Source organism: Formosa undariae, from assembly GCF_042427615.1.
Classification (GTDB): Bacteria; Bacteroidota; Bacteroidia; order Flavobacteriales; family Flavobacteriaceae; genus Formosa; species Formosa undariae.
In genome coordinates this window covers 706,722-730,611 of record NZ_JBHMEZ010000001.1, presented here as the reverse complement: position 1 = coordinate 730,611, position 23,890 = coordinate 706,722, and the positions used below count along the sequence as shown (strand labels likewise).

14 protein-coding genes are annotated in these 23,890 nt (G+C 33.9%); 1 reads left to right on the top strand and 13 read right to left on the bottom strand.

The genetic code is table 11. The features are described from left to right. Nucleotides 1–205: 205 nt before the first annotated feature. From ACFFVB_RS03165 to ACFFVB_RS03150, 4 genes are all read right to left on the bottom strand, one after another. Nucleotides 206–847 (bottom strand): hypothetical protein, encoded by a 642-nt coding sequence (locus ACFFVB_RS03165; RefSeq protein WP_382381081.1) that lies wholly within the window; start codon nucleotides 845–847, stop codon nucleotides 206–208. Nucleotides 848–1,121: 274 nt separating this feature from the next. Then, the gene (locus ACFFVB_RS03160) at nucleotides 1,122–2,195 is read right to left on the bottom strand and encodes a zinc-binding metallopeptidase family protein (RefSeq protein WP_382381079.1); all 1,074 of its coding nucleotides are present in this window, start codon (nucleotides 2,193–2,195) and stop codon (nucleotides 1,122–1,124) included. 185 nt (nucleotides 2,196–2,380) lie between these two features. After that, the gene (locus tag ACFFVB_RS03155) at nucleotides 2,381–3,046 is read right to left on the bottom strand and encodes a response regulator transcription factor (RefSeq protein WP_382381077.1); all 666 of its coding nucleotides are present in this window, start codon (nucleotides 3,044–3,046) and stop codon (nucleotides 2,381–2,383) included. Nucleotides 3,047–3,048: 2 nt separating this feature from the next. Continuing rightward, on the bottom strand, nucleotides 3,049–4,713 hold the full coding sequence (locus tag ACFFVB_RS03150) for a tetratricopeptide repeat-containing sensor histidine kinase (protein WP_382381075.1): 1,665 nt from the start codon (nucleotides 4,711–4,713) through the stop codon (nucleotides 3,049–3,051). 370 nt (nucleotides 4,714–5,083) lie between these two features. On the opposite strand from ACFFVB_RS03150, the gene ACFFVB_RS03145 reads away from it, so the two are divergent. Next, a complete protein-coding gene (locus ACFFVB_RS03145) occupies nucleotides 5,084–6,778 on the top strand; it encodes a transporter-like protein (RefSeq protein WP_382381074.1) in 1,695 nt (564 codons plus the stop codon). Nucleotides 6,779–6,873: 95 nt separating this feature from the next. Here ACFFVB_RS03145 and ACFFVB_RS03140 read toward each other — a convergent pair whose 3' ends face one another. The 9 genes from ACFFVB_RS03140 to larE all read right to left on the bottom strand — a co-directional run bounded on the left by ACFFVB_RS03140 (nucleotide 6,874) and on the right by larE (nucleotide 23,855). Then, complete coding sequence (locus ACFFVB_RS03140) at nucleotides 6,874–8,463, bottom strand: 4Fe-4S binding protein (protein WP_382381072.1); 1,590 nt, start codon at nucleotides 8,461–8,463, stop codon at nucleotides 6,874–6,876. 1 nt (nucleotide 8,464) lies between these two features. Next, nucleotides 8,465–9,769 (bottom strand): NAD(P)/FAD-dependent oxidoreductase, encoded by a 1,305-nt coding sequence (locus ACFFVB_RS03135; protein ID WP_382381070.1) that lies wholly within the window; start codon nucleotides 9,767–9,769, stop codon nucleotides 8,465–8,467. Nucleotides 9,770–9,936: 167 nt separating this feature from the next. After that, nucleotides 9,937–13,041: a chondroitinase-B domain-containing protein gene (locus tag ACFFVB_RS03130; RefSeq protein WP_382381068.1), complete on the bottom strand. Its 3,105-nt coding sequence runs from the start codon at nucleotides 13,039–13,041 to the stop codon at nucleotides 9,937–9,939. A gap of 255 nt (nucleotides 13,042–13,296) precedes the next feature. Continuing rightward, the gene (locus ACFFVB_RS03125; protein ID WP_382381066.1) at nucleotides 13,297–15,756 is read right to left on the bottom strand and encodes a glycoside hydrolase family 95 protein; all 2,460 of its coding nucleotides are present in this window, start codon (nucleotides 15,754–15,756) and stop codon (nucleotides 13,297–13,299) included. 111 nt (nucleotides 15,757–15,867) lie between these two features. Beyond that, nucleotides 15,868–17,313 (bottom strand): SusD/RagB family nutrient-binding outer membrane lipoprotein, encoded by a 1,446-nt coding sequence (locus ACFFVB_RS03120; protein ID WP_382381064.1) that lies wholly within the window; start codon nucleotides 17,311–17,313, stop codon nucleotides 15,868–15,870. 33 nt (nucleotides 17,314–17,346) lie between these two features. Continuing rightward, nucleotides 17,347–20,583 carry a SusC/RagA family TonB-linked outer membrane protein gene (locus ACFFVB_RS03115; protein ID WP_382381062.1) on the bottom strand — a complete coding sequence of 1,079 codons (3,237 nt, stop codon included), beginning with the start codon at nucleotides 20,581–20,583 and terminating at the stop codon, nucleotides 17,347–17,349. Nucleotides 20,584–21,110: 527 nt separating this feature from the next. Then, nucleotides 21,111–22,406, bottom strand: coding sequence for a nickel pincer cofactor biosynthesis protein LarC (gene larC, locus ACFFVB_RS03110; RefSeq protein WP_382381060.1), 1,296 nt, complete (start codon nucleotides 22,404–22,406; stop codon nucleotides 21,111–21,113). Beyond that, nucleotides 22,403–23,065 (bottom strand): nickel pincer cofactor biosynthesis protein LarB, encoded by a 663-nt coding sequence (gene larB, locus ACFFVB_RS03105; protein ID WP_382381058.1) that lies wholly within the window; start codon nucleotides 23,063–23,065, stop codon nucleotides 22,403–22,405. The genes larC and larB overlap by 4 nt, the downstream gene beginning before the upstream one ends. Beyond that, nucleotides 23,058–23,855: an ATP-dependent sacrificial sulfur transferase LarE gene (gene larE, locus ACFFVB_RS03100; protein ID WP_382381056.1), complete on the bottom strand. Its 798-nt coding sequence runs from the start codon at nucleotides 23,853–23,855 to the stop codon at nucleotides 23,058–23,060. The genes larB and larE overlap by 8 nt, the downstream gene beginning before the upstream one ends. Between the last annotated feature and the right edge of the window lie 35 nt (nucleotides 23,856–23,890).

Genomic DNA, 23,890 nt, shown 5'->3' with positions numbered 1-23,890 from the left:
CTTCCATTTTAACCTACTTAAAGGTTTAAGTAAATTTCTTACTTTGAGGTTAAAAATCGGACATATTTAAACTAAAAAACCTTCAAGAACATAGGCTCTTGAAGGTTTTTGTATAATTTATTTAAGGACTTATTTTTCTAAAAGTAAGACTGTGATGACTTATACCCATTTATCGAGATTAATGAGTCACCTATTGAATCGTTATTCACTTAAAATGCAAAACGCTAAAAGCACGATTTTCTAATCCTGTTTTTAGCTCTTTATCTAAGTTTAATAAATATAACTCTATAGTATCTAACATTACTTTACCTGTATTATACGAAGCATATACATTAGTAATTATTACTTTTTTGGTATGTAAAACACCTTGTACTATAGTCGCATTAAATTTCTCTAAAAATGTGTTTACTGAGTTTCTTAATGCAGTCGCTTTTTCAACAAATAGATTAGCATCTTCTGAAACAGTAGCTCTATTAATTACGATGTCTTCTTTTCCTTCGGTAGAAAATTCTGATGATTTATTCTTTAAATATAAACTTAACTTAAAAAGATACACTACAGCACTAAATAACAACCAACCGTTTAAAACTATAAAACCTCCATAAGCTACCGGATTATAAAGAGGATTTAATAAAATGTCTGTATGTGCTTCGTAAAAAGCAAATATTCCAAATGCTGCTACAATCATGAATAAACAAATAGTCATAAAAATCACTATATTTAAGTGACTAGTATTTCTTATTGATAATGATTCATTATTAAAAAACAATCTATTTAAAATATCGAAACCACTAAATGCTGTTTCAGATGATTCTATTTGTGACGGGGTTAGTGTTGCTGGATTCATAATATATGTGCTACTAAGGTTATCTATCTTTTTAAGTGTTACCAATATGTAAATCGGTAGACACTTATAGATTAGCAATACATATGCCACTACAACAAACCCTCTATAAACAAGGGATTTAGCAATTTTTTTAAAAATTTCTGTGTGTAAAAAATACACACTTTAACATTTTATGTATACAAATTATACACAGTTCTAGTACACACTCTTAATAAAACACAAGATCTCAAAAACCAGGCTTTCTTAATGTAAAGAATGTTTATCGTAAAATGAATCAGTTTATTTTATTCTCATTCTTATAACGCTGTAGAATTTGATGGATAAACTCTAACTTCTCCTTTACCTTATCTGAAATCACAAAAGGGTACACATCGGTTATTCCCATCGATCTATTTATACTATTAACAGCATAAAACAAAGAAGATGTTTCATCTAAAATAGCTTTAAACGAAATATTATCTTTATAAGGATAAATGGCATTAATACGCATATGATGAGAATTTCTCAGGTTCGGAACCCCTTCTAAACCAAAGTAAAAAGCAGTTTCCATAGCATCTAAGATATGTAAATAATGCGCCCAAGTTTCGGCCCAATCTTCCCATGGATGAGATGATGCATAGGTACTTATAAAATTAGCTTTCCAGTTTTCTGGTGCGCCGTTCTTATAATGCGCTTTTAAAGCCTCCCCATAATCTTGACTTTCATCACCAAAAAGCGCTCTATACTCTTTTAAGAAAACATCGTTAGATCGAAAAATGCGATCCCAGTAATAATGTCCAACCTCATGTCTGAAATGTCCAATTAAAGTGCGATATTTTTCATTTAAAGAAATTCTTGTTTGCTCTCTGCTAATAGTGTCTGCTTCTGCTAAAAGAATAGTGATCACACCATTTGCATGCCCTGTCATTACTTTTTTACCATCGACATTCGCATCCTCTTTAGATAAAAAGTCGAAAAACAATCCTGATTTCGGATTTTCAAACTGACTCACTATTGGAAGCTCGAGACGCTGTAAAGCATATATAAGTCTATGCTTTGCAATTTCCATAATCTGCCAACGCTCGTAATATTCGGGAATGGCTAGATCTGGAATTGTTCTATTTAATTCGCAAGACGTACAAAATCCATTATCGTCGTTAACAGGAACCAACCAGTTGCACGCATGTAAGTTTTTGTTCTTACAGTATGTATAACTCTCGCCATTAACATCCCATTTTAATTGAGTGGTATTGTTAGCTAACATTTCATTTTCAAAATCTAAATACCCTAAAGCAGATCCACAACTTTCGCAAGATGTATTCTCGAAAAACACGGGAAAATCGCAATGACTACACTGAAATATTTTCATAATAAAACATAATTAAAAAATGAATAAGTTGAGTTTCAATACCCCTCCTACAACTTGGGCAAATGTAATCTAATATTGACTCATAAAAGCACAAGATTTTTCACTTGTTAATAATTAAATTTAAGGCACAAAAAAAACACCCGATAAAGAGTGTTTTAAACAAGTATATATTGAGTTAAAACGATTTAAATAAGACCTAAATCTTTAGCAATAGCCACAAGATGAATCACATTATTCGCTTTAAAATCTACTTTTAATTTATTTAAACGTTTTTCGATAGAACTTAAACTTCTAGGTTTAATATTCTGTTTTTCCAAGATTATAATAATATCATTATACGATAAACCATTAGACAAATATTTAATAAGGTTAACATCGTAATCGTCCATTTCTAAAGACACCTGCGGATTTAAAGCATTCTCTACAGAAGGAGACAGAAATAATTTGTTGTCCTTAATTACCGAGATTGCTTGCCTCAATTCAAAAATACTTCTACGCCCCTTACAGACATACGCATTAATACTATATTTATTAACCAGTGTTCTTACACGTTGCAGGCGATCTTCGGTAGAATACACAATAACAGGAATATCAAAACCGTCTTCTCTAAGTGTCTGAATAAGATCGTCTCCAGATTTTAACCGAGCTTCCTTAAAATCTGTTTTAAAAGATAAATCTGTTATTAACAAATCGAAAGGATCCTGTTCTTGGCGCGCTGTTTTAATCTTAAGCAGTGCCATATCGCAATACTGCGAACTTTTCACATTAGTAATACCTATATCGTAAAGCATAGTAAGCACTCCTTCGTTTACAACGTCGTAATCGTCTACTATTAAAACTTTTTTAAACATATCTATATGGTTATTTTAGCTTTAAAACCTTTATCAGGTTCTGTTTCAAAAGTAATGGTTCCATTTGTAGATTTTATACGGGTTTCCATATTTTGAACTCCAGAACCCTTTTTTATTTCACATCCATTCCCATTATCGGAATAAGCAACCACTAATTTTCTCCTAATTTTATTGAATTTAAACACCACAATTGAGGCATTACTGTGTTTTTTCATATTTACCAAAAGCTCTTGAATCATCCTAAAAATAGTCACTTTCTTATACGCTTCTATTTTATTCCAGTTAACCTCTGGAGCTGTTTTAGTAATTATATTTGTTTCCGAAGTTCTATAACTCAACAATAAATCGTTTAACAATTCCTCGAAATTATGTTCTACATCTAAACGACTATTTTCTTTAGAAATATCTCGTGTTTGCGTGTAGATATGGTCTAAATCGTCCATTATATCCTCACTAATGTCCGGTTGAATTTGTAATTTATTAATCACACGATGCACATCGTTAGCCACCTCATCATGGATTTTTTTAGAAATGCGCTTTTCGGTAATATAAACCTGTCGGATTTTTTCTTTATGGTATTTTAACTTCTGAAAAACAATGGCAACAATAGACATAAAGCCAAGGAAAATCCCGATAGATAAATAGGTGAGTTTCCAGCGCTTTTGTCGTTCTTTTTCAATTTCAGTGACATTTGCTAACTGCTCGTTTTGGGAATAGTCGTATTTAATTTTAGAATACTTATTTTCTTCTAATTGCTGAATCATGGATAAACTATCTGAAATAGTTAAATACACCCGAGCATATTCATCTCCGTTCATAACGATTATACGCGATAATGCATTTTTTATATAAATAGGACTATTAATCCGTTTTGCCATTTCATAACTTTTGTCGGCATAAAACTTCGCTTGCTTTATATCGTTCTGATCATTGTAATATTCAGACAAATGAGAATAACTCCAAAATAAACCTTTACAGTGATTTATAGCTATTCTTAAATCTAAAGCTTTAAGCATATTTTTTAAGCCTTCTGATTTTTTTAATTTAGACTGAACGAATCCTAAATTACCTAAGGCCTTAGCCTTTTGGATATCGTCACTGACACCTAAACTATTTTCATATGATTCTTTTAACTCCTGCTCTGCTAACTCAAATTTTTCCTGCCTTACATAAATCAATGCTTTATTATTGTGAATAACATTACAAGCGATTTGATTTTTAGCCATTTCGGATGCCTGATCGTAATACTGGATCGCAGTATCGTAATCTAAGCGTTTAGCAGATATCTTACCAAGTTTATTAAGAAAAATTAATCTAAATTTTGAATACTTAGTTGTGTCACTCTCAGATAAAATTTTTAAACCCTCAACCACTGAATTTTCACTTCCAAAATAATCACCTAAACTATATTGTATTTTCGATAAATTTTGCAGGCAAGATAACACATCGCTCGTGTCTTTATTTTTTATACTCTCTTCTTTAAATGTCTCAAAATACAAATAGGCACGACTTAAATTAGTTATGTTTTTGGGACTTGTTGCTACATCTACATAATAAGACAAACTATCTTTGATCTGTTTATTCTGACTATAAACATGGCCAAAGTGAGGCATTATTACCATTGTACAAACCAAAAAAAAGAGGTTTGTATTTTTAAATAATTTCATGCCATAAATCTATGAAGATATTTTTGTATTATTTCACCAACTTATTATTATATTTTCGTTCTAAATTAGTGCCTTTCAATTCATGTTTAAGGTTTTAACGCCTCTAATTTAACAACATAAAAATGCCACTCATAATTCGAAATTTAACTTAAATTAAAACTTATAGCCTACCCGAAATAGGACTTGCGACCTCTAAATAAATTTATTATTTTAGAGTATTAAAACATTCTAAAAGTCCCTTTCTTTAAACTTTTCGTTAATCTAAAAAAGTTAACATCTTTTAACTCACTATGTTTTATTTAAGTCGTTTATTGTTAATATGCGGAAGTACAATTGTAAATGATATTTTTTTCGAAAAGCGATCCAACCTATGAAATCAGAGTCTTTAAATTTTTATTCATTTTTTACCAAGTATTCAATAATGGAAGAGTACGGGTTTGGCTCTGGAATTATAAACCGTCTTTATAGAAAAATACTACCCAATATTCCTGACGAAGGTACTATAGAATATTTTTTACTAAACAGTAAAAACCCCGTGCAACACGTATTATCTCTTATAGATTTAAGCACGATAGCAGACAGCAACATTTCGACACAATTAGACTTAAGTATTAAAGCGTTATGCGCTAAGGTTGTTGCATTCGGATTAGATAGCGATATTAAAGCTAAATATAATTTCATCGAATTAAACTCTAAACCGTTCGAGTTACTCTTAAAAAAAGTAAATAATTTATCTGAGTTCGATGAAGAAGAGACCTTACAACTTTTTAATTCTTTAGAAGCCATAGAACTTCTTATTATTGATTTAAGAAAAAGCAAAAGTAAAATCGGAACAAGTTTTCATCTTACTTTGGTAACGAGACGGATTCTAGAATACACAATTAGAATTAAGGAATTACTTCATTTAAAATTACATATTTCCTCTAAACAACATTGGGAAAATATCCTAGCAGACTTTATAGTCTATTTTAAATATAAAGATAGTATTAGACGCTACCTAAGTAGACATTCTGATTTGGTTGCCATAGAAATTGTAGAACACACCTCTAATAAAGGAGAAAAGTATATTGCCGAAACCACTAAGGAATATTGGAAGTTCTTTTATAGATCTTTATTTGGAGGAGGCATAATAGCCCTATTTGCTCTTTTTAAACTTCTTTTATATACTTATGAGTTTTCGGAAGTTAGCAATGCCATTCTATTTAGTATAAACTATGCCTTGTGTTTTATAATTGTGAATCAATTGGGTGGTATTATCGCCACAAAACAGCCCGCAATGACGGCCACTACATTAGCAAAAAACATTGACAAGGAAGGCACTTTAAAATATGATTCGATTAAAAGTATTACCATAATAGTAAGAAAAGTGTTTCGAAGCCAATTTATTTCGGTTATGGGAAACTTTTTAATGGCCATACTTTCTGCATGTATCTTTATGCTTTTTATTCAAATATTTAGCACAACAGATATGGCTAAAACAGTTAAACCCGTTTATCTTATTCATAAAATTGTACCAAGCTTTCAATTGGTTTTCTTTGCTGCGATTGCTGGTTTTTTCTTAGCTTTTTCTGGATTAGTTTCTGGTTTTGTAGACAACAAGGTAATTGCATCGAAAATACCTCATCGTATTCGAAACAGTCGTTTTTTACTAAAAAGTGAGAAATTAGCAACATTTGTCGATAAGAATTGGGGTACCATGTTTGGAAACATTAGTCTTGGTTTTTTTCTAGGCTCTACTTTTTTATTAAGTCATTTATTACCTTTTGATATCGATATTAGACACGTTGCTTTTAGTTCGGCGAATTTGGGATATGCTATTATGAATTACGATTTTAGTCACCATACCATTCTATTAGCTATAATTGGAGCATTACTAATTGGACTGGTGAATTTTATCGTCAGTTTTTCGATAACACTGTATCTCGCATTAAAATCGAGAGGAGTTAACTTTAGACTGCTTCCTAAAGTCGTCTTTAATATATTTAAAGATTTTCTTCATAATCCATTTCATTATTTCATTAAAATTGAAAAAGAGCCTGTAACTAAAAAAGATACAGAAGCTTAAAATAACGAAGGATATATCAACAAAATACTCGGGGTTTTAATTGTAGTTACAATTAAAACCCCGAGTATTTAAATATTATTCTAAACTAAATAATTCTATTTCTTATTTAATAAATCCATTAAATCCACATCGTTTCCTAATAAGATTTCATTCGGGTTTATACGACCTTCCATAGAATCGTTTTCTAATTTTAAAACACCTCTTGGGCAAACTGCAGAACAGACTCCACAACCAACGCAACTAGACCTCACAATATTTTCTCCCTTTTGCGCATACGCTCTAACGTCTATCCCCATTTCACAATACGTTGAACAGTTTCCACAAGAAATACATTGTCCGCCATTGGTTGTAATTCTAAATTTAGAAAACAAACGCTGTTGAAAGCCTAGAATAGCGGCCATCGGACAACCAAAACGACACCAAGAACGGTTTCCTAAAATAGGATAAAACCCTGTCCCAATAACTCCAGAGAAAATAGAACCAATGTATAAACCATAAGCCGCTCGTAAAGTACCTGCTTTTATAAAAAACAAGTGTTCTGTTGTTCCCGTAAAGTGCATGATTAACAATAACGCGATAACTACGGCGTAACCAATAGCTCCCATTTTGGCATCTTTACCAAATTCTTGTCTTTTAAAATACATCACAGCAACAAATACCACTGTTAGTAAACCAATAACTAAAGATATAAATACGCCTCGTGTTAACCAGAAATCATTTTTTTCGTAACCTAAATATGAATATACCATAGCCGCCGTCATCACAACAGAAAAGACTAAGACGGTATGAATTAACCAGCGTTCTAGCTTCCAAGCCGACATTTTTTTAGACGATAATTGTCTGAAGGAATCCCCTGCCGTTTCAGCCAAACCACCACAACCACAAACCCAAGAACAATACCAACGCTTTCCGTATTTGTAAGTTAAAATTGGTGTAATAACAAAGATGGATAACAAACCAAACAACAATAATGCGATACCAATATTCCCTGTCGAAAGAAATCCTTTTACAGACCATTCATCGAAAATATAGTAGTTAAGTGGCCATATACTTTTAAGATCATAATATGGCAAATCGTTATTCATAACGTACATAAATTCAGGAATCAAAAAGGCAAAACCCAATTGAAAAAACATGACAGATCCTGTACGTAATTGCTGGTAGCGGTTATGTCTGTATTTTAACAAGAACTTATATCCAAAAGCTAATATAGCGACCGTATAAAGCACCCCGTAAACAAACCATTGGCTAGCATCTCTCCCGCTTAACAAATGACTTAAAGGATCGAAAAGCGCTATTAAACCTGTGTTTGCTTCGCCGTCTGTTCCTAATCCTAAATACTTTGGAAAGAAATATAATACAATATAAAATGAAGTTAAAACCACACCCAAAATCCATCCTAAAACACCTCGAGACGAAATAGATTTAAACCAAACCCCATCGTTTTTTATCCCTTCTAACTTATTAAGATAAGCTTCTCTAGAATACACTATTACCCCTCCAAATATAGCGACTAATGAAAGTGTAAGAAACAATCCTTTATTAGGAAAGTCGGTATTAAGAAGAGCTAAGGCCATTATAAATAACCCGATAACACCAATGGCAAGTGCTATTTTTTGTTTGTTCGTTATATTTAAAGCATCGGGATTAGCCAATGACATACTATTGTTTATTTTATTACTCATTTTATACAGTTTGTAATTGGTTAGTGAAGGCTTTTAGAATATCGGTTTCAAATGTTTTATAAAATTCAGGATCGAAATTAGCTTCGGCTAAATTTTTAATAACATAATCTATATCTCGATTTTCGGTAAGCCAACGATCGAATACTTCATGACGCATACGTATTCCAAAAGTATTAATCCCTAAAAATGTGTTCGTGTCTTTATGGTAAGCTACAGTTATACATTTGGTATCGTCTGCATGCTTCCAATGGAAATGTGCTTCGTGTTCTGATTTATTTCTATCACTAAAAACCCAACCATAGGTTTGATATTCTATGTCTAAAAACTTTGCCGAATTAAACCAATGCCCTGGCTTATACTCCATTTTATTGCCACAAATAGTTTGTGCTAATACTTCTCCCATCATACGTCCCGTGTACCAAACGGCTTCTATTGGACGTCTGTTCCCGATAGCTTCGTGTTGCTCGGCACAATCGCCAATCGCATATATATCGGATATATTGGTTTCTAGAAAACGATTCACTTTTACACCACGACCTATATCAATGCCAGAATCTTTTAGAAAGTCAATATTTGGAGCGACTCCCGCGGTAAGACCAACCACATTACACGGAATTTCTTCTCCTGTTTCTTCAATAATTATAGATTTTACTTTGCCGTTTTCATCTGAAACAATTTCCTTTAAGTTTGTTGATAACCTAAGGTCTATATGATGACTTTTTATATGACGGTTAATCATTTCACTTTCGCCAAGAGGTAACACACCATTCCAAAAACTATTTTCTCGCACCAAGAAAGTCACCGGAATATTTCTTGAATTGAGCATTTCTGCCATTTCAATACCTATTAATCCACCTCCCACAATAACAGCTCTGTTACATGTTTCTTTATTAGGCGCATATGTTTCTAAACTTTCTAAGTCCTGTTTATGGTACATGCCCATAACGCCTTTAAGGTCTTGTCCTGGCCAACCAAACTTATTAGGTTTACTTCCTGTTGCAATGACGAGTTTATCGTATTTAAGCGTATCTCCTTCAGCAAAATGAAGCGTTTTAAGATCTGTATCTATTGACTTAACATAGCCTTTTTTAAGTTCGATTCTATTCTTTTCCCAAAACCAATCTTCGTAAGGCTTAGTGTTTTCAAATTTCATATGTCCCATATAAATATACATGAGCGCTGTACGTGAAAAAAAATGTTCCGTTTCTGAAGAGATTATAGTTATCCTTTTATCCGAATTTTTTCTAATGTGTCTTGCAAGAGTCACACCTGAAATTCCGTTTCCTATAATGGCAATATGTTCCATATATTTATTATTAACTATGATTAGGTCGAACTTAAAGGTAATAACTTATATGCAGTATATTATTTAGAAAGTTTTTAAACTAGGGTGTTTTTGTAAGGTTATAAAAAATAATCCCCAGAGAATTAAATTCTCTGGGGATTAAAAATTATTACTTGTTTACTTACTGACTATTTAGAAATCACAATCTTATTTACGACTCTACTGTTAGCATTTGAAATTTCAACAAAATATAAACCTTGCGCTAAAGAAGACACGTTAATCTCTTCTTTAGCGATTGATCCGTTTAACGTGTTTGTTAACACCGTTTTACCAGAAACATCGAAGATTCTTAAAGTATCAAAATTGCCAGATTGCTTGCTTAAATACAATACACCATTTGTAACTGGATTTGGATATAGTTTTAAACTACTCTTGGTTATATCTGTTGTAGACAAGGTCGTTGACTCTCCGTAAAATTCTATTTCTCCTATAGCAGACCAAGCGCTTTCTCTCTTGTCTCCTTCAGCATTAAATCTTCCGAATCCGATTAGTTTTACATAACGGGCATCGGCATCAACTATATACTGATTAAAATCTGTTGTACCTGTAGCAGTAAACTCTATGTCTCCAGCACTTGGAACAATTTTAGAAAAGTCTGCATCTTCTGTACCTGTTGTAGATACCCAAATTTGGATTCCGAAAGCATCGTCTTTATCTGTAGTATTTAATTGAATAAAATCTAAAGTATAAGGACTTCCTAAATCGTATATAATATACTCGCCATCACCTTTATAATCGTCTATTAAAACACTACCATCTTGTGCGGCCCATATTGAATTTAAATCCTTATCTAATGTATTTGTAGCAACTTCGTCTTTAGAACTATTTTCGCTAGAAAAAGAATTTACAGATACAGGATCTTCAGAACCACCCGTATTAATTAAATTTTCACGCATTTTATCTCCGAAAAATTCAATTTCTCCAATTGCAGTCCACGCACTAGATCTACTATAATCGGCAGTCGCTCTATCTGAATCATCTACTTCTTTAAATCTCCCAAAACCTATTACCTTAACATATTTAGCTTTAGAACTAATATCGAATTCATTAAACGCTGTACTGTTTGTTGCTGTAAATAATAAGTCATCTTCAATAGGTAAAATCATAGAAAAATCGGAGTCTTCCATTCCTGTTGTAGAAACCCATATTTGATATCCAAATGCTTCACTTTTATCTGTAGTATTAAACTGCATAAGGTCCAATTCGTATGTTCCACCTAAATCTAGGATAACATATTCTCCATCACCTTTATAATCTCCTGCTACAATATCTCCATCATCAGCTGTCCAAACCGTACCCATGTCTTTATCTAACATATTGGTTGCAAATTCGCCTTTAGAACTATTTTCTTTAGACACAAATGCGATTGTAACACCTTCGATAAAATCGGTTCGTGGTCCACCATCTTGAGTTACGATTAATTCTCTTACAATACCATCTCCGCCGTCTACTTGTGTAAATGTTACTGAACCTTCTCTGCTAATTAATTCTGTGTTTTCAGTTACTGAAACCACCACAGTTGCATCGCCATTAGCTGTATCGGTATCGATAGATATCCAATCGTTATTAGACATAGCGGTCCATCCTACATTAGCAGTAACGGCAACATCTACACTACTAGCTTCATAAGGAAATGCAGGAATACTACTCACAATTATAGACTCAGGGATTTCGATAGTACAATTACCATCGGTAATGCCTCCTCCTACATTATTTAAAAAACAAGCTCCTATACCGTGACCAACCATATCATCTGTAGCCGGTTGGTAAGTACCCATATCTGCACCTTTACCATCTGCTCCTGCAAACGTAAATATTTCACCATCTTCTGCCGCAGTGATTTCTACTCCTTCTACAAAACCATCGTTAGTTACTCCTAAATCAGCTCCTGTATATACGTTTCCTAAATAGGTTAACGCTGTACCAAGATTTTGATAAGAATTATCGGTATCACCAGAAATTACATTTGAAACATTAGCATTATCTGAAGTAAAATAGATTAAATTATCTGAAACTGCTCCTGTTGGATCTGTAGATCCTTTATCTGTGTTATAAAATAAAGGTGCATTTGTGTTTATAATGGTATTTCTAGAAACGGTAATATTCTCTGTTTGTTGATAGCCGTTTGAAACTTTTGTAGATGAGCAATTCACCGCAGCATCATCTCCTCCTCCGATAAAAGTGATTCCATTATTCCATTTAGCTTGATCAAGAACTGTAATACAATCTTGGATGTAATTATTAGTAATAGTATGATCGCTATCGGTAATTCTAATTCCTCCAGTACCATCTACATTTTCACCTAAAAAGTAATTTCCTTCTACAGTGGCATTAGATCCGTGACGCAGTACTAAAGATCCTCTTGATCTTCTAAACGTATTATTTATATAAAAGTTATTTTTACTTTTATTGGTAATAATTTCATTTTCACCATCGGCTTCCACAAAATAGTTATTACTAACTACAGCACCACTATTTACATTTTGATACTCGCTAGTTCCAATACGAATGGTTTCACTATCTCCAGCATTTTCAAAAGACTGGTCTTTTTTTTCGTACTTATAAAAGTAGTTATTACTAATTGTGTGTCCCACAAGATCGCAACGTGTGTTATTCGCACTATCGTCGTCATCCCCGTAAGGTGGTCCTACAGCATTATATGAATATTCTGCTAATATCAGAGCACCTGCACTTTTCTTATTCATAAATGAACAGTTTAATACACTGTTGTAAGTTCCGTACAATACAATCCAACGGTGTTTTGCATAAACCCCATCTTCTATATCGTCTGGTTCGATCTCCAATCCATCAATCGCACAATTTTGAATGGTACTGTGGTGTGCAAAGTCGTAACCATTTCTAAACTCGATAAAGTTACTCGCACCGTAACCACCTTTCCAGTGGAACCCATCTACAATTAAATATTCACCATTAGCAACTTTTTCACCTGTATCATCATCAGTTTCTCCACCAATAGTTAATCGTGGTCCACCTGTAAAAATAACGCCTCCCGGTGTTTCTGCTCTAAAAATAACTGGATTTTCTGCGGTACCCGAACCCAGAAATCGCATGCGCTCATCTGTATCGTAAACCCCATTTTTTAAAATAATTTGATCTCCAGGTTGATAAAAGACATCCCGTAAGGAATCCGGGTCATCGATGAGATAGGTTTTGTTTTGTGCCATTACTGTAGCTGTACACAGTAATAGAAAAAATAGTGTAATTTTTTTCATCAGTCATTCTAATTTAGTTAATAATTGTTTGTTTTTGTTCACCACACCTGATTGGTTATCCAGATTGGTTAACCAAATATAACAAAAATTTAACATTTAACAAATCTCTTTCAAAGACTTAATTTTCAGAGAGTCAAAACATAACATTTACTTCAAAAAAAAAGCTGAACGATTATCGTTCAGCTTTTTTTCACTCGTTAGTTCTATACTAATCTGTGTAGATTGATAGGACTTTTTATTTAATTAAAGTTCTTATTAAATGACTGTTACAGTATATGTTTTTCCTTTTTCTGTTTTGAAATTCACAATACCTTTAGATTCTTTTTTCACTTTAATTTGTTTACCATTAGACAGTACTTTTACTTTTTTATCTGTTTTAAAACTAAATACGTTACCTGCATTAGATAGTACTTCTAAAGTAGTAACTGCACTATTTTTCCACTTATAATCTAGTTCAAATCCGCCTCTTGCCACAACACCATCAAACTGTCCTTCCGACCATTCTGTTGGTAAAGCTGGCAGTAAATCGATATATCCTTCTTGAGATTGTAATAACATTTCTGTTACTCCGGCTGCCATTCCTAAAGATGCATCGACTTGAAATTGGCTTCCACAAATTGCAAATAAAGACGAATAGCATTGCTCTTTTAAATACCCTTTAAACACTTTATTCGCTCTATCTCCATCTCTTAAACGTGCCCATAAATTAACTTTCCAAGCACGAGACCATCCTGAAGCTCCATCTCCTCTTAATTCTAAAACTTTTTTAACAGGCTCTATTAATTCTGGCGTTTTATTTACAGAAATAACATTCCCTGGATATAAACCATATAAATGAGAAGCATGACGGTGATTTTTCTCCATTTGACCATAATCTTCAGTCCATTCTTGAAGTGTACCATCTTTTCCTATTTGTGAAGGCACAAGTTTAGATCTAGCTTCAAGAACTTGTTTTGCAAAATCTTTATCTACGCCCAATACTTCTGTTGCAGAAGCATAATAGCTAAATAAATCTTTTAGTATTTGCATATCTATAGTAGATCCGGCTGCAATAGTTGTAAAATAGTAACTCGCCGTAACCTCATCGAAAAAGTATTGGTATCCTTTACCTTCTGGTGGATTCTCTGGAGAATTTGAAGGATTAGTAACTAGCCAATCTTTACCAGGATATTTCACTAAGAAATCCATAAAGAATTCTACAGATCCTTTCATTACAGGATAAATATCTTCAAGATGTTCTTTGTCTTGCGTATACAGATAATGCTCCCATAAATGTGTTGTTAACCACGCACCTCCAACGGTAAATGTTCCCCAAGTTGGACCATCCATAGGCGCCGCTACTCTCCATAAATCTGTGTTTTGGTGAAACACCCAACCACGCGCACCATAATGCTCTTTAGCAACTTGTGCACCTTGATCTGTAAGTTCCTTTACCATAGTGGTTAAAGGCTCTAATAATTCAGGTAAATTCCCGGACTCTACTGCCCAGTAATTCATTTCTATATTAATGTTTGTCGTGTATTTAGAATCCCATGCTGGATTCATTTTATTATTCCAAATCCCTTGTAAATTTGCGGGTTGTGTTCCAGGTCGAGAAGATGAAATTAACAGGTATCTTCCAAAATTATAACACAAAGATGATAATTGCGGATCTGGAGATGTTTGTATTTTTTGCATACGTTCGTCCGTTGGCAAATAGGAATTATCTGTAGTAGGAAGTGTTAATGACACTCTATCGAATAATTTCTTATAATCGGTTAACGCTTTCTCTTTAACGTCTTTAAAAGATGTTTCTTCCAATTTTGCTAACATGTCTGCAACACGTGCTTTTTGATCTCCGCTAACATCTTTATAATTTACAAAGTTTGTTGCTGCTACAAAATATAATGTTACGGCATCTGCATCTTTAATACTTAAGATCGTATTGGTCGCATTATCCATTGTCATGGTACCACCTTCAGGAACTGCTTTAATTTGCGCTTCATATCTAAGCTTACCTTCTACACCTAAATAATCTGCAGACTTCCCTGTTAATCTTAATTGACCGTTTCCAAGACCATCCATCTGGAAGTAATCTGTTGCGTAATTAGAATGTGCATCGTTTCTTTCTCCACGAAGTTGCGCACCAAAAGAGATACTTCCTTTTTTATCAGCAGTAATGCGAATAGCAATAGTTTGATCTATCTCAGAAGCAATAATTTCTCTCGTATAGTTTACACCTTCAAATTTATATTTAACGGTAACGATTCCTGTTTTAAGATCTAACGATCTAGTATAATCTTCGACCTCTTCATTATTGAAAAACAAATAAAGATTTGCTAAACTTTGATATTTCATCTGTTCAACAGGGTATCCCATCATGGTTCTTCCAAAAAGCTTATGTGCTTTTATAGGTTCTCCATCAAAAATAAGTTTTTGAATTTCTGGCAACACTTTATAACCGCCTTTTACAACTGTATTGTATGGACCTCCGGTATAATAAGTGTCTTCATTAAATTGGATAATCTCTTCGTCATGCCTTCCATAAACCATGCCTCCTAATCTCCCGTTACCTACAGGAAGTGCCTCTTCCCAAATTTTTGCAGGCTGCTTATACCAAAGGACAGTAGCTGGATCAAAATTTTTAGAATCGCTTTTTATAACACTTGTATTCTGCCCATTAATTGAGACAGTGGTAAGAATTATTAAAAAAACCAATACATTTTTTAAATTCATTTTTTTAAATATTTAGTTATACTCTTAATTATAAGTTAACCTATACATAAGGTTTATGTATAGGTTAACGGGTTTAAGCTTTTACTTAATTATATTTTTAGATATTATTTTTTAATTAATATCCCACCATACTCCTGCTCCAAATTTTTCGTCTATAATACCTGGTTGCGCTTGTATTGCAGCATCAAATCCTTCTGGATTAGACACCCCTTCAGAATACGGATAAGGTCTTCTAACAATAGTTCCTTTACCACTGTATAATGATTCTACCGGTTCGGTATCTGCAACATATTTAGGAAAACCTGTTCTACGTACTTCGGCCCAACCTTGGTTTCCATCTGGATATATTGCACACCATTTCTGATCTCCTATCAATTCTCTTTGATCTGCACCTCCATTAAAATCGACAAGTGGATCTGCTAAATAATCTCCAGCATCAAGACCGTACTCATTAAAACTTGCAGTTATCGCAGCATTGTAAGCTTCTTCGGCAGTGTAGCCAACATTCCAACCATTTAAAGCGGCTTCGGCATAAATAAATAATACTTCTGAATATCTAATGATTCGTGTAGGTGAATCTGCAGATCTAAATTCTGAAAGTCCCATTACAGATAATTCTTGAGCATTTCCTTCTGCTCCTAAAGGTAGTCCAACATATTCTCCAGTTGTTCCTACTGGTTCTGCATAAACAGGCAATCTACCATCTGTTCTGTCTTTTAGGAAATTAATCATAAATTCTGACGTCGCGTTTTGTTGTCTATCGACATCACTATCCTGAATATAATATGGACTTCTATAAATAGCATCTGTAGGAAGCCAGTATTTAAAAGCAGCATTATCATTAGAACTAATTACAGGGTAGTTTGATGGATCTGAGGCAATCATTTCAATACCTGATTTTGCAGTAGCAGCATCCACAAGTGAAATTCTCATGTATACTCTTAACAGAAGAGCGTTACAAAACCTTTTCCATTGCATCATATCTCCGTCAAAAATAACATCAGACGTTCCAATATTTGCAGTAGGATCAATCATTGCATTTGCAGCCTTTAATTGTTCTATTAAGTCCATGTAAATACTTTGTTGAGAATCGTATTTTGGATATATGGTTGGACTTTCAGGATCATCGGCGCCAAGTGCTTCAAAATATGGAATATCACCATACCAATCTGTCATATTTTGAAAGGCATAAGCTCTAAGAATATTTGCTACAGCAACGGTGTTATTATCTCCAGCTTCTTCTGCTTTACCGATGGCTACTTGCAAGTTTTTTAAATGGCCACTGTATACATTAAAATTGGTTCCGTCTCCAGCTAAAGCATATCTTTCGTTATGCACATATACGGTTCTTACATTATATCGACTCCAACTTACTTGATAGTCTAGAATTGAATTATAAGTATTAAGTATGCTAATTTCAGAATTCGTGATTAATGTGGAATAAGGCACATTTGTTAACGAATTAGGATCTGTATTCATCTCTACATAATCATCGGTACAGGCAAATAAAGTCGATGCTAAAATGAATGCGGTATATATTTTTTTATTTAGTTTCATATTTCTGTAAATTTTAAAATTATAACAATCAATCTAAAAGTCAATTTTTACTCTTAAGCCAATGTTTCTTGCCGAAGGTGGTGCTGCAAATTCAGATCCTTGAGAAGACTGACTCGCTCCTTTATTTGCTACTTCCGGATCAAAATTTTCGTTTCTACTGTATAACAGTGCAATGTTTCTTGCGAAAACAGAAAAGTCGACACCGCTTAATCCTATTTTATTAACAAGATCTCTATCTAAAGAATATCCTAAACTAATTTGTCTTAATTTCACATAGGTAGCATCGTATAACCATCTTTCTGCTCTCGCGAAATTATTCCATCTAAAGCCATCTAAATTTTGATAAATAGTATTTGGACTACCATCTTCGTAAACACCGTCGAATAGATATCCTCCACCTTCACTTATAGGATCTCTAACAGGCACGCCATTAGCATTATTACCAACTGTACTTGTTAAGGCTCCTGTTGCCCATCCGTCTTGATTTGTTCTAGAATATACATCTCCACCCCATTTAGCATCAATTAAAACACTAAAATTAAAGTTTCCGTAAGTAAACGAGTTGTTTATACTCCCTAACCAATCTGGCATAATATTCCCTAATTTTCTAGCTTCACTTGTAAGCGGTATTCCATCGGCTCCTACAATTGGTTTTCCGTTTTCATGGTATACAAATCCTTTACCAATCATATCTCCATAAGATCCGCCTACATCTGCAACCACAGTAATTTGATTTCCTTCTGTTTTGTATAATTCAAGTCTTTTTAAGTCGTCGTTTAATGAAATAATTTCATTTCTATTTGTACTCCAGTTTGCTGTTACATCCCAAGAAAATTTATCCGTTTGTATTGGTGTTCCTGTTAGAATAACTTCTATTCCTTCGTTATTAACTTGCCCCGCGTTAATTGTCTGCGTATTAAATCCTGCTGTTGGAGAAATTGGCGCTGTTAAAATTTGATTTTTTGCAATAGACTTATAACCTGTTAAGTCTACCCCAAGTCTATTATTAAAGAACTTTAAGTTAAGCCCCAACTCGTAAGATGTTACTAATTCGTTTACTAAATTAGCAGATGGCATTGCCGAACTTAAACTAAAAGACGGGTTATTACCATATGGTGAAGATGCATTATACGTTGCGTTAAGTCTATACGGATCTGTATCATTTCCTACTTGTGCGACACTCATTCTTAATTTCCCGAAATTAAATGCGCTAGAGCTTGTATTGAATGTTTCTGAGAAAATCCAACTTGTAGTTGCTGAAGGATAAAAATATGAGTTATTATCTTCTGGCAATGTTGTAGACCAGTCGTTTCTTCCTGTTAAATCAAGATAAAGTTGATTCTTTAATCCGAAGGAAAGAGAGACATACATACTTTGTATTTCTTTTTCGCTTGCATAATAAGACGTTGTTGGCGTTTCCTTTGCATTCGCTAAAGAATAATTATCTGGAACAACTAATCTGCTTACATAAGAACCTTGTGTTTGGTATTTACGATTCATAATATTTGCTCCAAGATTTCCAGAAAAAGAGATGTTATCAGAAATATCTTTATTCACAGAAAGTAAAACATCTGCATTTATTTCTTGTCTGAAATAATTGTTTACACTGTATTTTCCTTCCGGGTTATTTATCCCGTAATATGCTCTTTTTAATTCTACTTGCTGATTTGAATAATCTATTCCCGCTCTAGTTGTTAAGCTTAACCAATCGGTGAAATCATATTTTAAAGCACTAGAACCAATCAACCTATTTTTATTCATTGGATTAGAATCTTTAGTTGCGGTCCAAAAAGGATTATCTGCAAACTGATCATTCCAAGTTATAGGTGTACCATCTTCATTCTCTATATTTCTACTTAAATATTCATAATCTACTTGTCTTCCTGTCCAAATACTTTGAAGACCAAAATTATTATTACTATACCCAGAACCACTAAGGTTTGCTTTAGTATTTATGTACGAAACGCTAGATTGAAAAGAAAACTTTTCTGACAATTTTGCATTTCCAGAAAAATTAACAGTGTTTTTCTTCATGAAAGAGTTTGGTACCATACCTTCTTCATCAGAATTTGTAAGCGATAATCTCATATTACCCATTTCTCCACCATTACTTACAGAAAAGTTTGTAATTCGAGTAATCCCTGTTTCATAATAACTTTTTATGTTATCTGGATGAGAAATCCAAGGTGTTGCAATGCGCTCTCCTGTATTTGGATCTATAGGTGAATCAAATTGAGGAAGTGTTAATATTTCGCCTGGTGTTTGCGGAAAACCAGCTTCTACAGCCCAATACAATTTTCCTCCAGGAGCAATATCCCCAGCCTGAACCACGTAATCTAATTCAGGACCAAAACTTTCATCTACTCCATCGTTTAAACCACCATTCAAACCATCTTTATACCAAAACTGACCACCGCCACCTTGACCATATTGATTTTGATAGTCTGGAAGTAAAAAAGGATCACTCATAGTAATCGTATTTTCTAATGTTGCAGAAAACCCTTTTCCTTTACCCTTTTTTGTAGTTATTAAAACCACACCATTTGCACCTCTCGATCCATATAAAGCTGAAGCATTTCCTCCTTTTAGAATCGTTACATCTTCAATATCCGATGGATTTATATCAGAGGCACCATTTCCCATATCTGTAAAATCATACCCTCCATTTGTACTAGACTGTATCGAGTTATCGATTGGTATTCCATCGACAACAAAAAGTGGTTGGTTGTTACCTGTTAATGATTGATTCCCACGAATAACAATTCTTGAAGACGATCCTACATTTCCACTTGAACTACTCACAAATACTCCTGCAGATTGTCCTGTTAAAGCATTTACAACATTGGTTTGTCCTGTGTTTTTCACATCATTACCAGATACTTCTTGCACGGCATAACCCAGAGCTTTTTTCTCTCTAGTAATTCCCAGTGCAGTTACAATAACTTCATCCAATGACTGCACATCTTGAATTAAAGTCGCATTTACGGTTGTTCTAGAACCTACATTGATTTGTTGTTCTTTAAAACCAACAAAACTAAATACAAGTACAGCGTCCTTAACCACACTAATATTGTATTTCCCGTCAAAGTCAGTCATTGTTCCCGAACTGGTGCCTTTATGGATCACAGATAGTCCCGGCAATGGAAGCCCATCCTGATCGACCACAGTACCAGAAACTGACAATTCTTGAGCATTGATCGTTCCAGAAACTAAAAACATCAATGTCAAAAGCGGTAAAAATTTCATTAAAAATAGTAAAGGATTTTTCATATAAAATTAATTTAAGTTTAACATTCGGCTAAACTATGTCAATTAATTTATCAAGATCGCGAGCATATTAACACATATTAATACTATTTTAACAGATCTATTGCGTTTAATCTTGTGTTGTAAGTATTCCCTTTATTTTCATATTATTTTTAACAAATACAGCCCATTATAGCGACTCCATACTCATATGTTCGGTGTAATTAAATGCGCTGTAAATATTTAAACTGGTAAAAAAAAGAATGGCTATGAGTATATTAATATACTCATAGCCATTACATTGCCTAATTAACAAGTGCATTTACACTTTTATATCTAAACTCAAAACCGAGTCTTAATCATTAATTTTCATTTTTTTGAGACTGCTTTCTTGTGTATCTATATAGTAAAGCAATAACACCTACCAAAGGAAAGATTAACCACCCCCATGCACCTAAAAAAGTGTCATGTGAATGATCCCCTCCTGGGTGCGCTAATAATGTTTGTGAACTTATTACCAGTAATAAAATTGAACATAGTTTTTTCATAGTTTAGGATTTTTTAGGGTTAACATTGATTTGACTAATAACTTGAAAAGGTGACAGATTAGATGCTTTTGCAAGCCTCTGTATATCGTCAAATTCAGGTTTAATTTTAATGTATTCTGTTGGAGTAATGGTTTCTTTTACCGACACATCTCCAAATTGCGTTTGCATTTTTTTCTGTACTCTTGGGAGTTCGATGCGATTTATATTAAAATACCTTACACCAATCGTACTTGTGTTATCAAATATGTAATTCGAGACCTCTTTTAATCGATCTTCAGGAAGAATCACGCTTAATAAAAAAGCAAAACGTCCTTTTTTCATAAGCTGTTGGGTGATGCTAAAATCTAATGCACCAGAAGCTAATAAACCATCCTGAAAATCGTTTCCTAAATACTCAGGAGACATATCGTCTATAGACGCTTCTAATTGCAAGCATTGCTCTTTTGCATTTTCAGTCTCACCTTTAACGAGCGAAATACGCACCACATTAGCATTATGAAAATCCTTCTTTCCAGGACCATAAGCTGTTTTGGTTGGTGTGTACGTGGTATTACTAAAATCAGGATTTAGATATCTTAAAATTGCAGCTCCCGTAGGCGTGATTTTCTCACCTTCTTCATTACCCGGATATATTGGCATGCCTTGTAATAATTCGGCAGTTGCTGGTGCAGGAACAGGCAACATACCATGTTGCGTTTTCACAATTCCAAACCCCGTACAAATAGGTGTACAGTAGGTTTTCGAAATGTTTAACTTATCGATAAGCACAGCATTCCCAACGATATCGATAATAGAATCGACACCACTTATTTCATGAAAATGAATGGTTTCCAACGGCATATCGTGGATTTTAGATTCGGCTTTCCCAATCATTAGGAAAATCTCATGAGCTATTTTTTTAGCGTTTTCACTAATATGAGCATGATCTATAATCTTTTGGATATCGCTTAAATGTCGATGTTCTCCATGGTCGTGTGAGTGATCGTCGTGACTATGCCCATGCGAATGACTGTGACCGTCATCATGGTTATGATCGTGAGAATGATCATGACTATGCGAATGTCCGTGATCATGGTCATGTTTACTTTGGGCCTGCTCGTCATTTAAATCAAGAACCTCAACATATTTACAGCTGATACCATTTTTATTGGCTTCTTGTATTTCAATTTTACCATCTGGCAAATGTAATTTTTTAGGCAAGTCTATTAACTGATCGTAATCTCCCAACAGTTCGCTAAACGCACTCAGGAACATATTCCCTGACACCCCTGAAAAAGCTTCTATATATATTGTATTCATTTTCTTTCTAATAATTTAACCATTCTAAACGCACTCATTGCTGCGCCATAACCGTTGTCTATATTAACGACTGTAATTCCATTTGCACAACTACTAAGCATGGCATGTAAAGCTGTTTCACCGCCTTTCGCTGTTCCGTAACCTACCGAAGTAGGCACTGCAATTATTGGTTGCGGTAATAATCCGCCAACAACGGTTGGTAAAGCTCCTTCGAAACCTGCGACTATAATTAAGATGTCGAATGTTTTTAAAACTTCAATCTTGTCTAACAAGCGATGTAACCCTGCAACTCCAACATCATGAATCACACGAGATTTTACCCCCATATATTCCAAGGTATAAAAAGCCTCATTAGCCACACCAATATCCGAACTTCCTGCAGAGACGATACCTACTTTAGGAGAACCTTCTGCTGAGGTCTCTAATTCCGTAAGTATGAAAATACCCGATTCTGCGTCGTAAAAGGATGCCTTATAAGTTTCTAATAATACTTTTGCTTTATCTTCTTGAAGCTTGGTGACTAATACATTTTCTTTTTTATCTGTGTATTCTTTTAATATATCTAATAGTAAGGTTACACTTTTTGATGCTCCGTAAATGACTTCATCGAATCCTAAACGGCGCTTCCTATCTTCATCTATAATAAATGATTTATCCATTCAATACCCGATTTAATTTTCCAGAAACGAATCCTTCTTTGTCTATATTCACTTTTGAAAATCCTAACGCTTTTATATCTTTTGAAATGGCATCAAACTGATGTTCTAATAATTCCATTTCGGATACAGGAACTTCTATAGAAGCTTCTTCTCCCAGATATCTGACACGCACATTTTCAAAACCAAACTGATTCAGAATATATTCTGCCTCTTCTATTTGCTTTAATCTTATTTTATTTACTGCTGTTCCGTATGGAATTCTAGAGCTTAAACACGGACTTGGTGGTTTTGCCGCGGTTTCTAAACGGAGCTCGCTAGCCATATCTATGACTTCTTTTTTGGTAATTCCTAATTCTGCTAAAGGCGAACGGATGGCGTTATTTTTCGCCGCTTCTAAACCTGGTCGGTAATCTCCCAAATCGTCTTGGTTCGTTCCATTTAAAATGGTGTATTCTGGATATTCATCCTTAATAATATCTATCATCGCTTCGTACAAATGTGTCTTGCAGAAAAAGCAACGATTTGCTGGATTAGCCGTATAATTAGGATCATTCAATTCATCTGTTTTAATCACTTTTAAATTGATATCGTGTTTTTTACAAAAATTTACAGCGATTTCAAAATCCTTAGTTTTTAAACTTTCCGAATTAGAAATTAAACCAATAGCCTGGTCTCCAAGTGCTAATTTTGAGACGTACAACACCAAGGAAGAATCTACCCCTCCAGAGAATGCAGTAACCGTACCCTTATGCGCTTTAAACCAATTTATAAGTAATGGTAATTTTGACATGCGTTTAAAATTTTAACTTAGACAAATAATCATCT

What these genes read in the sequence shown, in the direction of transcription:
- larC (WP_382381060.1), bottom strand. Translation starts at nt 22,406, where the DNA reads ATGAATACAATATATATAGAAGCTTTTTCAGGGGTGTCAGGGAATATG.
- ACFFVB_RS03120 (WP_382381064.1), bottom strand. Translation starts at nt 17,313, where the DNA reads ATGAAACTAAATAAAAAAATATATACCGCATTCATTTTAGCATCGACT.
- ACFFVB_RS03160 (WP_382381079.1), bottom strand. Translation starts at nt 2,195, where the DNA reads ATGAAAATATTTCAGTGTAGTCATTGCGATTTTCCCGTGTTTTTCGAG.
- ACFFVB_RS03155 (WP_382381077.1), bottom strand. Translation starts at nt 3,046, where the DNA reads ATGTTTAAAAAAGTTTTAATAGTAGACGATTACGACGTTGTAAACGAA.
- larB (WP_382381058.1), bottom strand. Translation starts at nt 23,065, where the DNA reads ATGGATAAATCATTTATTATAGATGAAGATAGGAAGCGCCGTTTAGGA.
- ACFFVB_RS03165 (WP_382381081.1), bottom strand. Translation starts at nt 847, where the DNA reads ATGAATCCAGCAACACTAACCCCGTCACAAATAGAATCATCTGAAACA.
- ACFFVB_RS03150 (WP_382381075.1), bottom strand. Translation starts at nt 4,713, where the DNA reads ATGAAATTATTTAAAAATACAAACCTCTTTTTTTTGGTTTGTACAATG.
- larE (WP_382381056.1), bottom strand. Translation starts at nt 23,855, where the DNA reads ATGTCAAAATTACCATTACTTATAAATTGGTTTAAAGCGCATAAGGGT.
- ACFFVB_RS03115 (WP_382381062.1), bottom strand. Translation starts at nt 20,583, where the DNA reads ATGAAAAATCCTTTACTATTTTTAATGAAATTTTTACCGCTTTTGACA.
- ACFFVB_RS03145 (WP_382381074.1), top strand. Translation starts at nt 5,084, where the DNA reads ATGAAATCAGAGTCTTTAAATTTTTATTCATTTTTTACCAAGTATTCA.
- ACFFVB_RS03135 (WP_382381070.1), bottom strand. Translation starts at nt 9,769, where the DNA reads ATGGAACATATTGCCATTATAGGAAACGGAATTTCAGGTGTGACTCTT.
- ACFFVB_RS03140 (WP_382381072.1), bottom strand. Translation starts at nt 8,463, where the DNA reads ATGAGTAATAAAATAAACAATAGTATGTCATTGGCTAATCCCGATGCT.
- ACFFVB_RS03125 (WP_382381066.1), bottom strand. Translation starts at nt 15,756, where the DNA reads ATGAATTTAAAAAATGTATTGGTTTTTTTAATAATTCTTACCACTGTC.
- ACFFVB_RS03130 (WP_382381068.1), bottom strand. Translation starts at nt 13,041, where the DNA reads ATGAAAAAAATTACACTATTTTTTCTATTACTGTGTACAGCTACAGTA.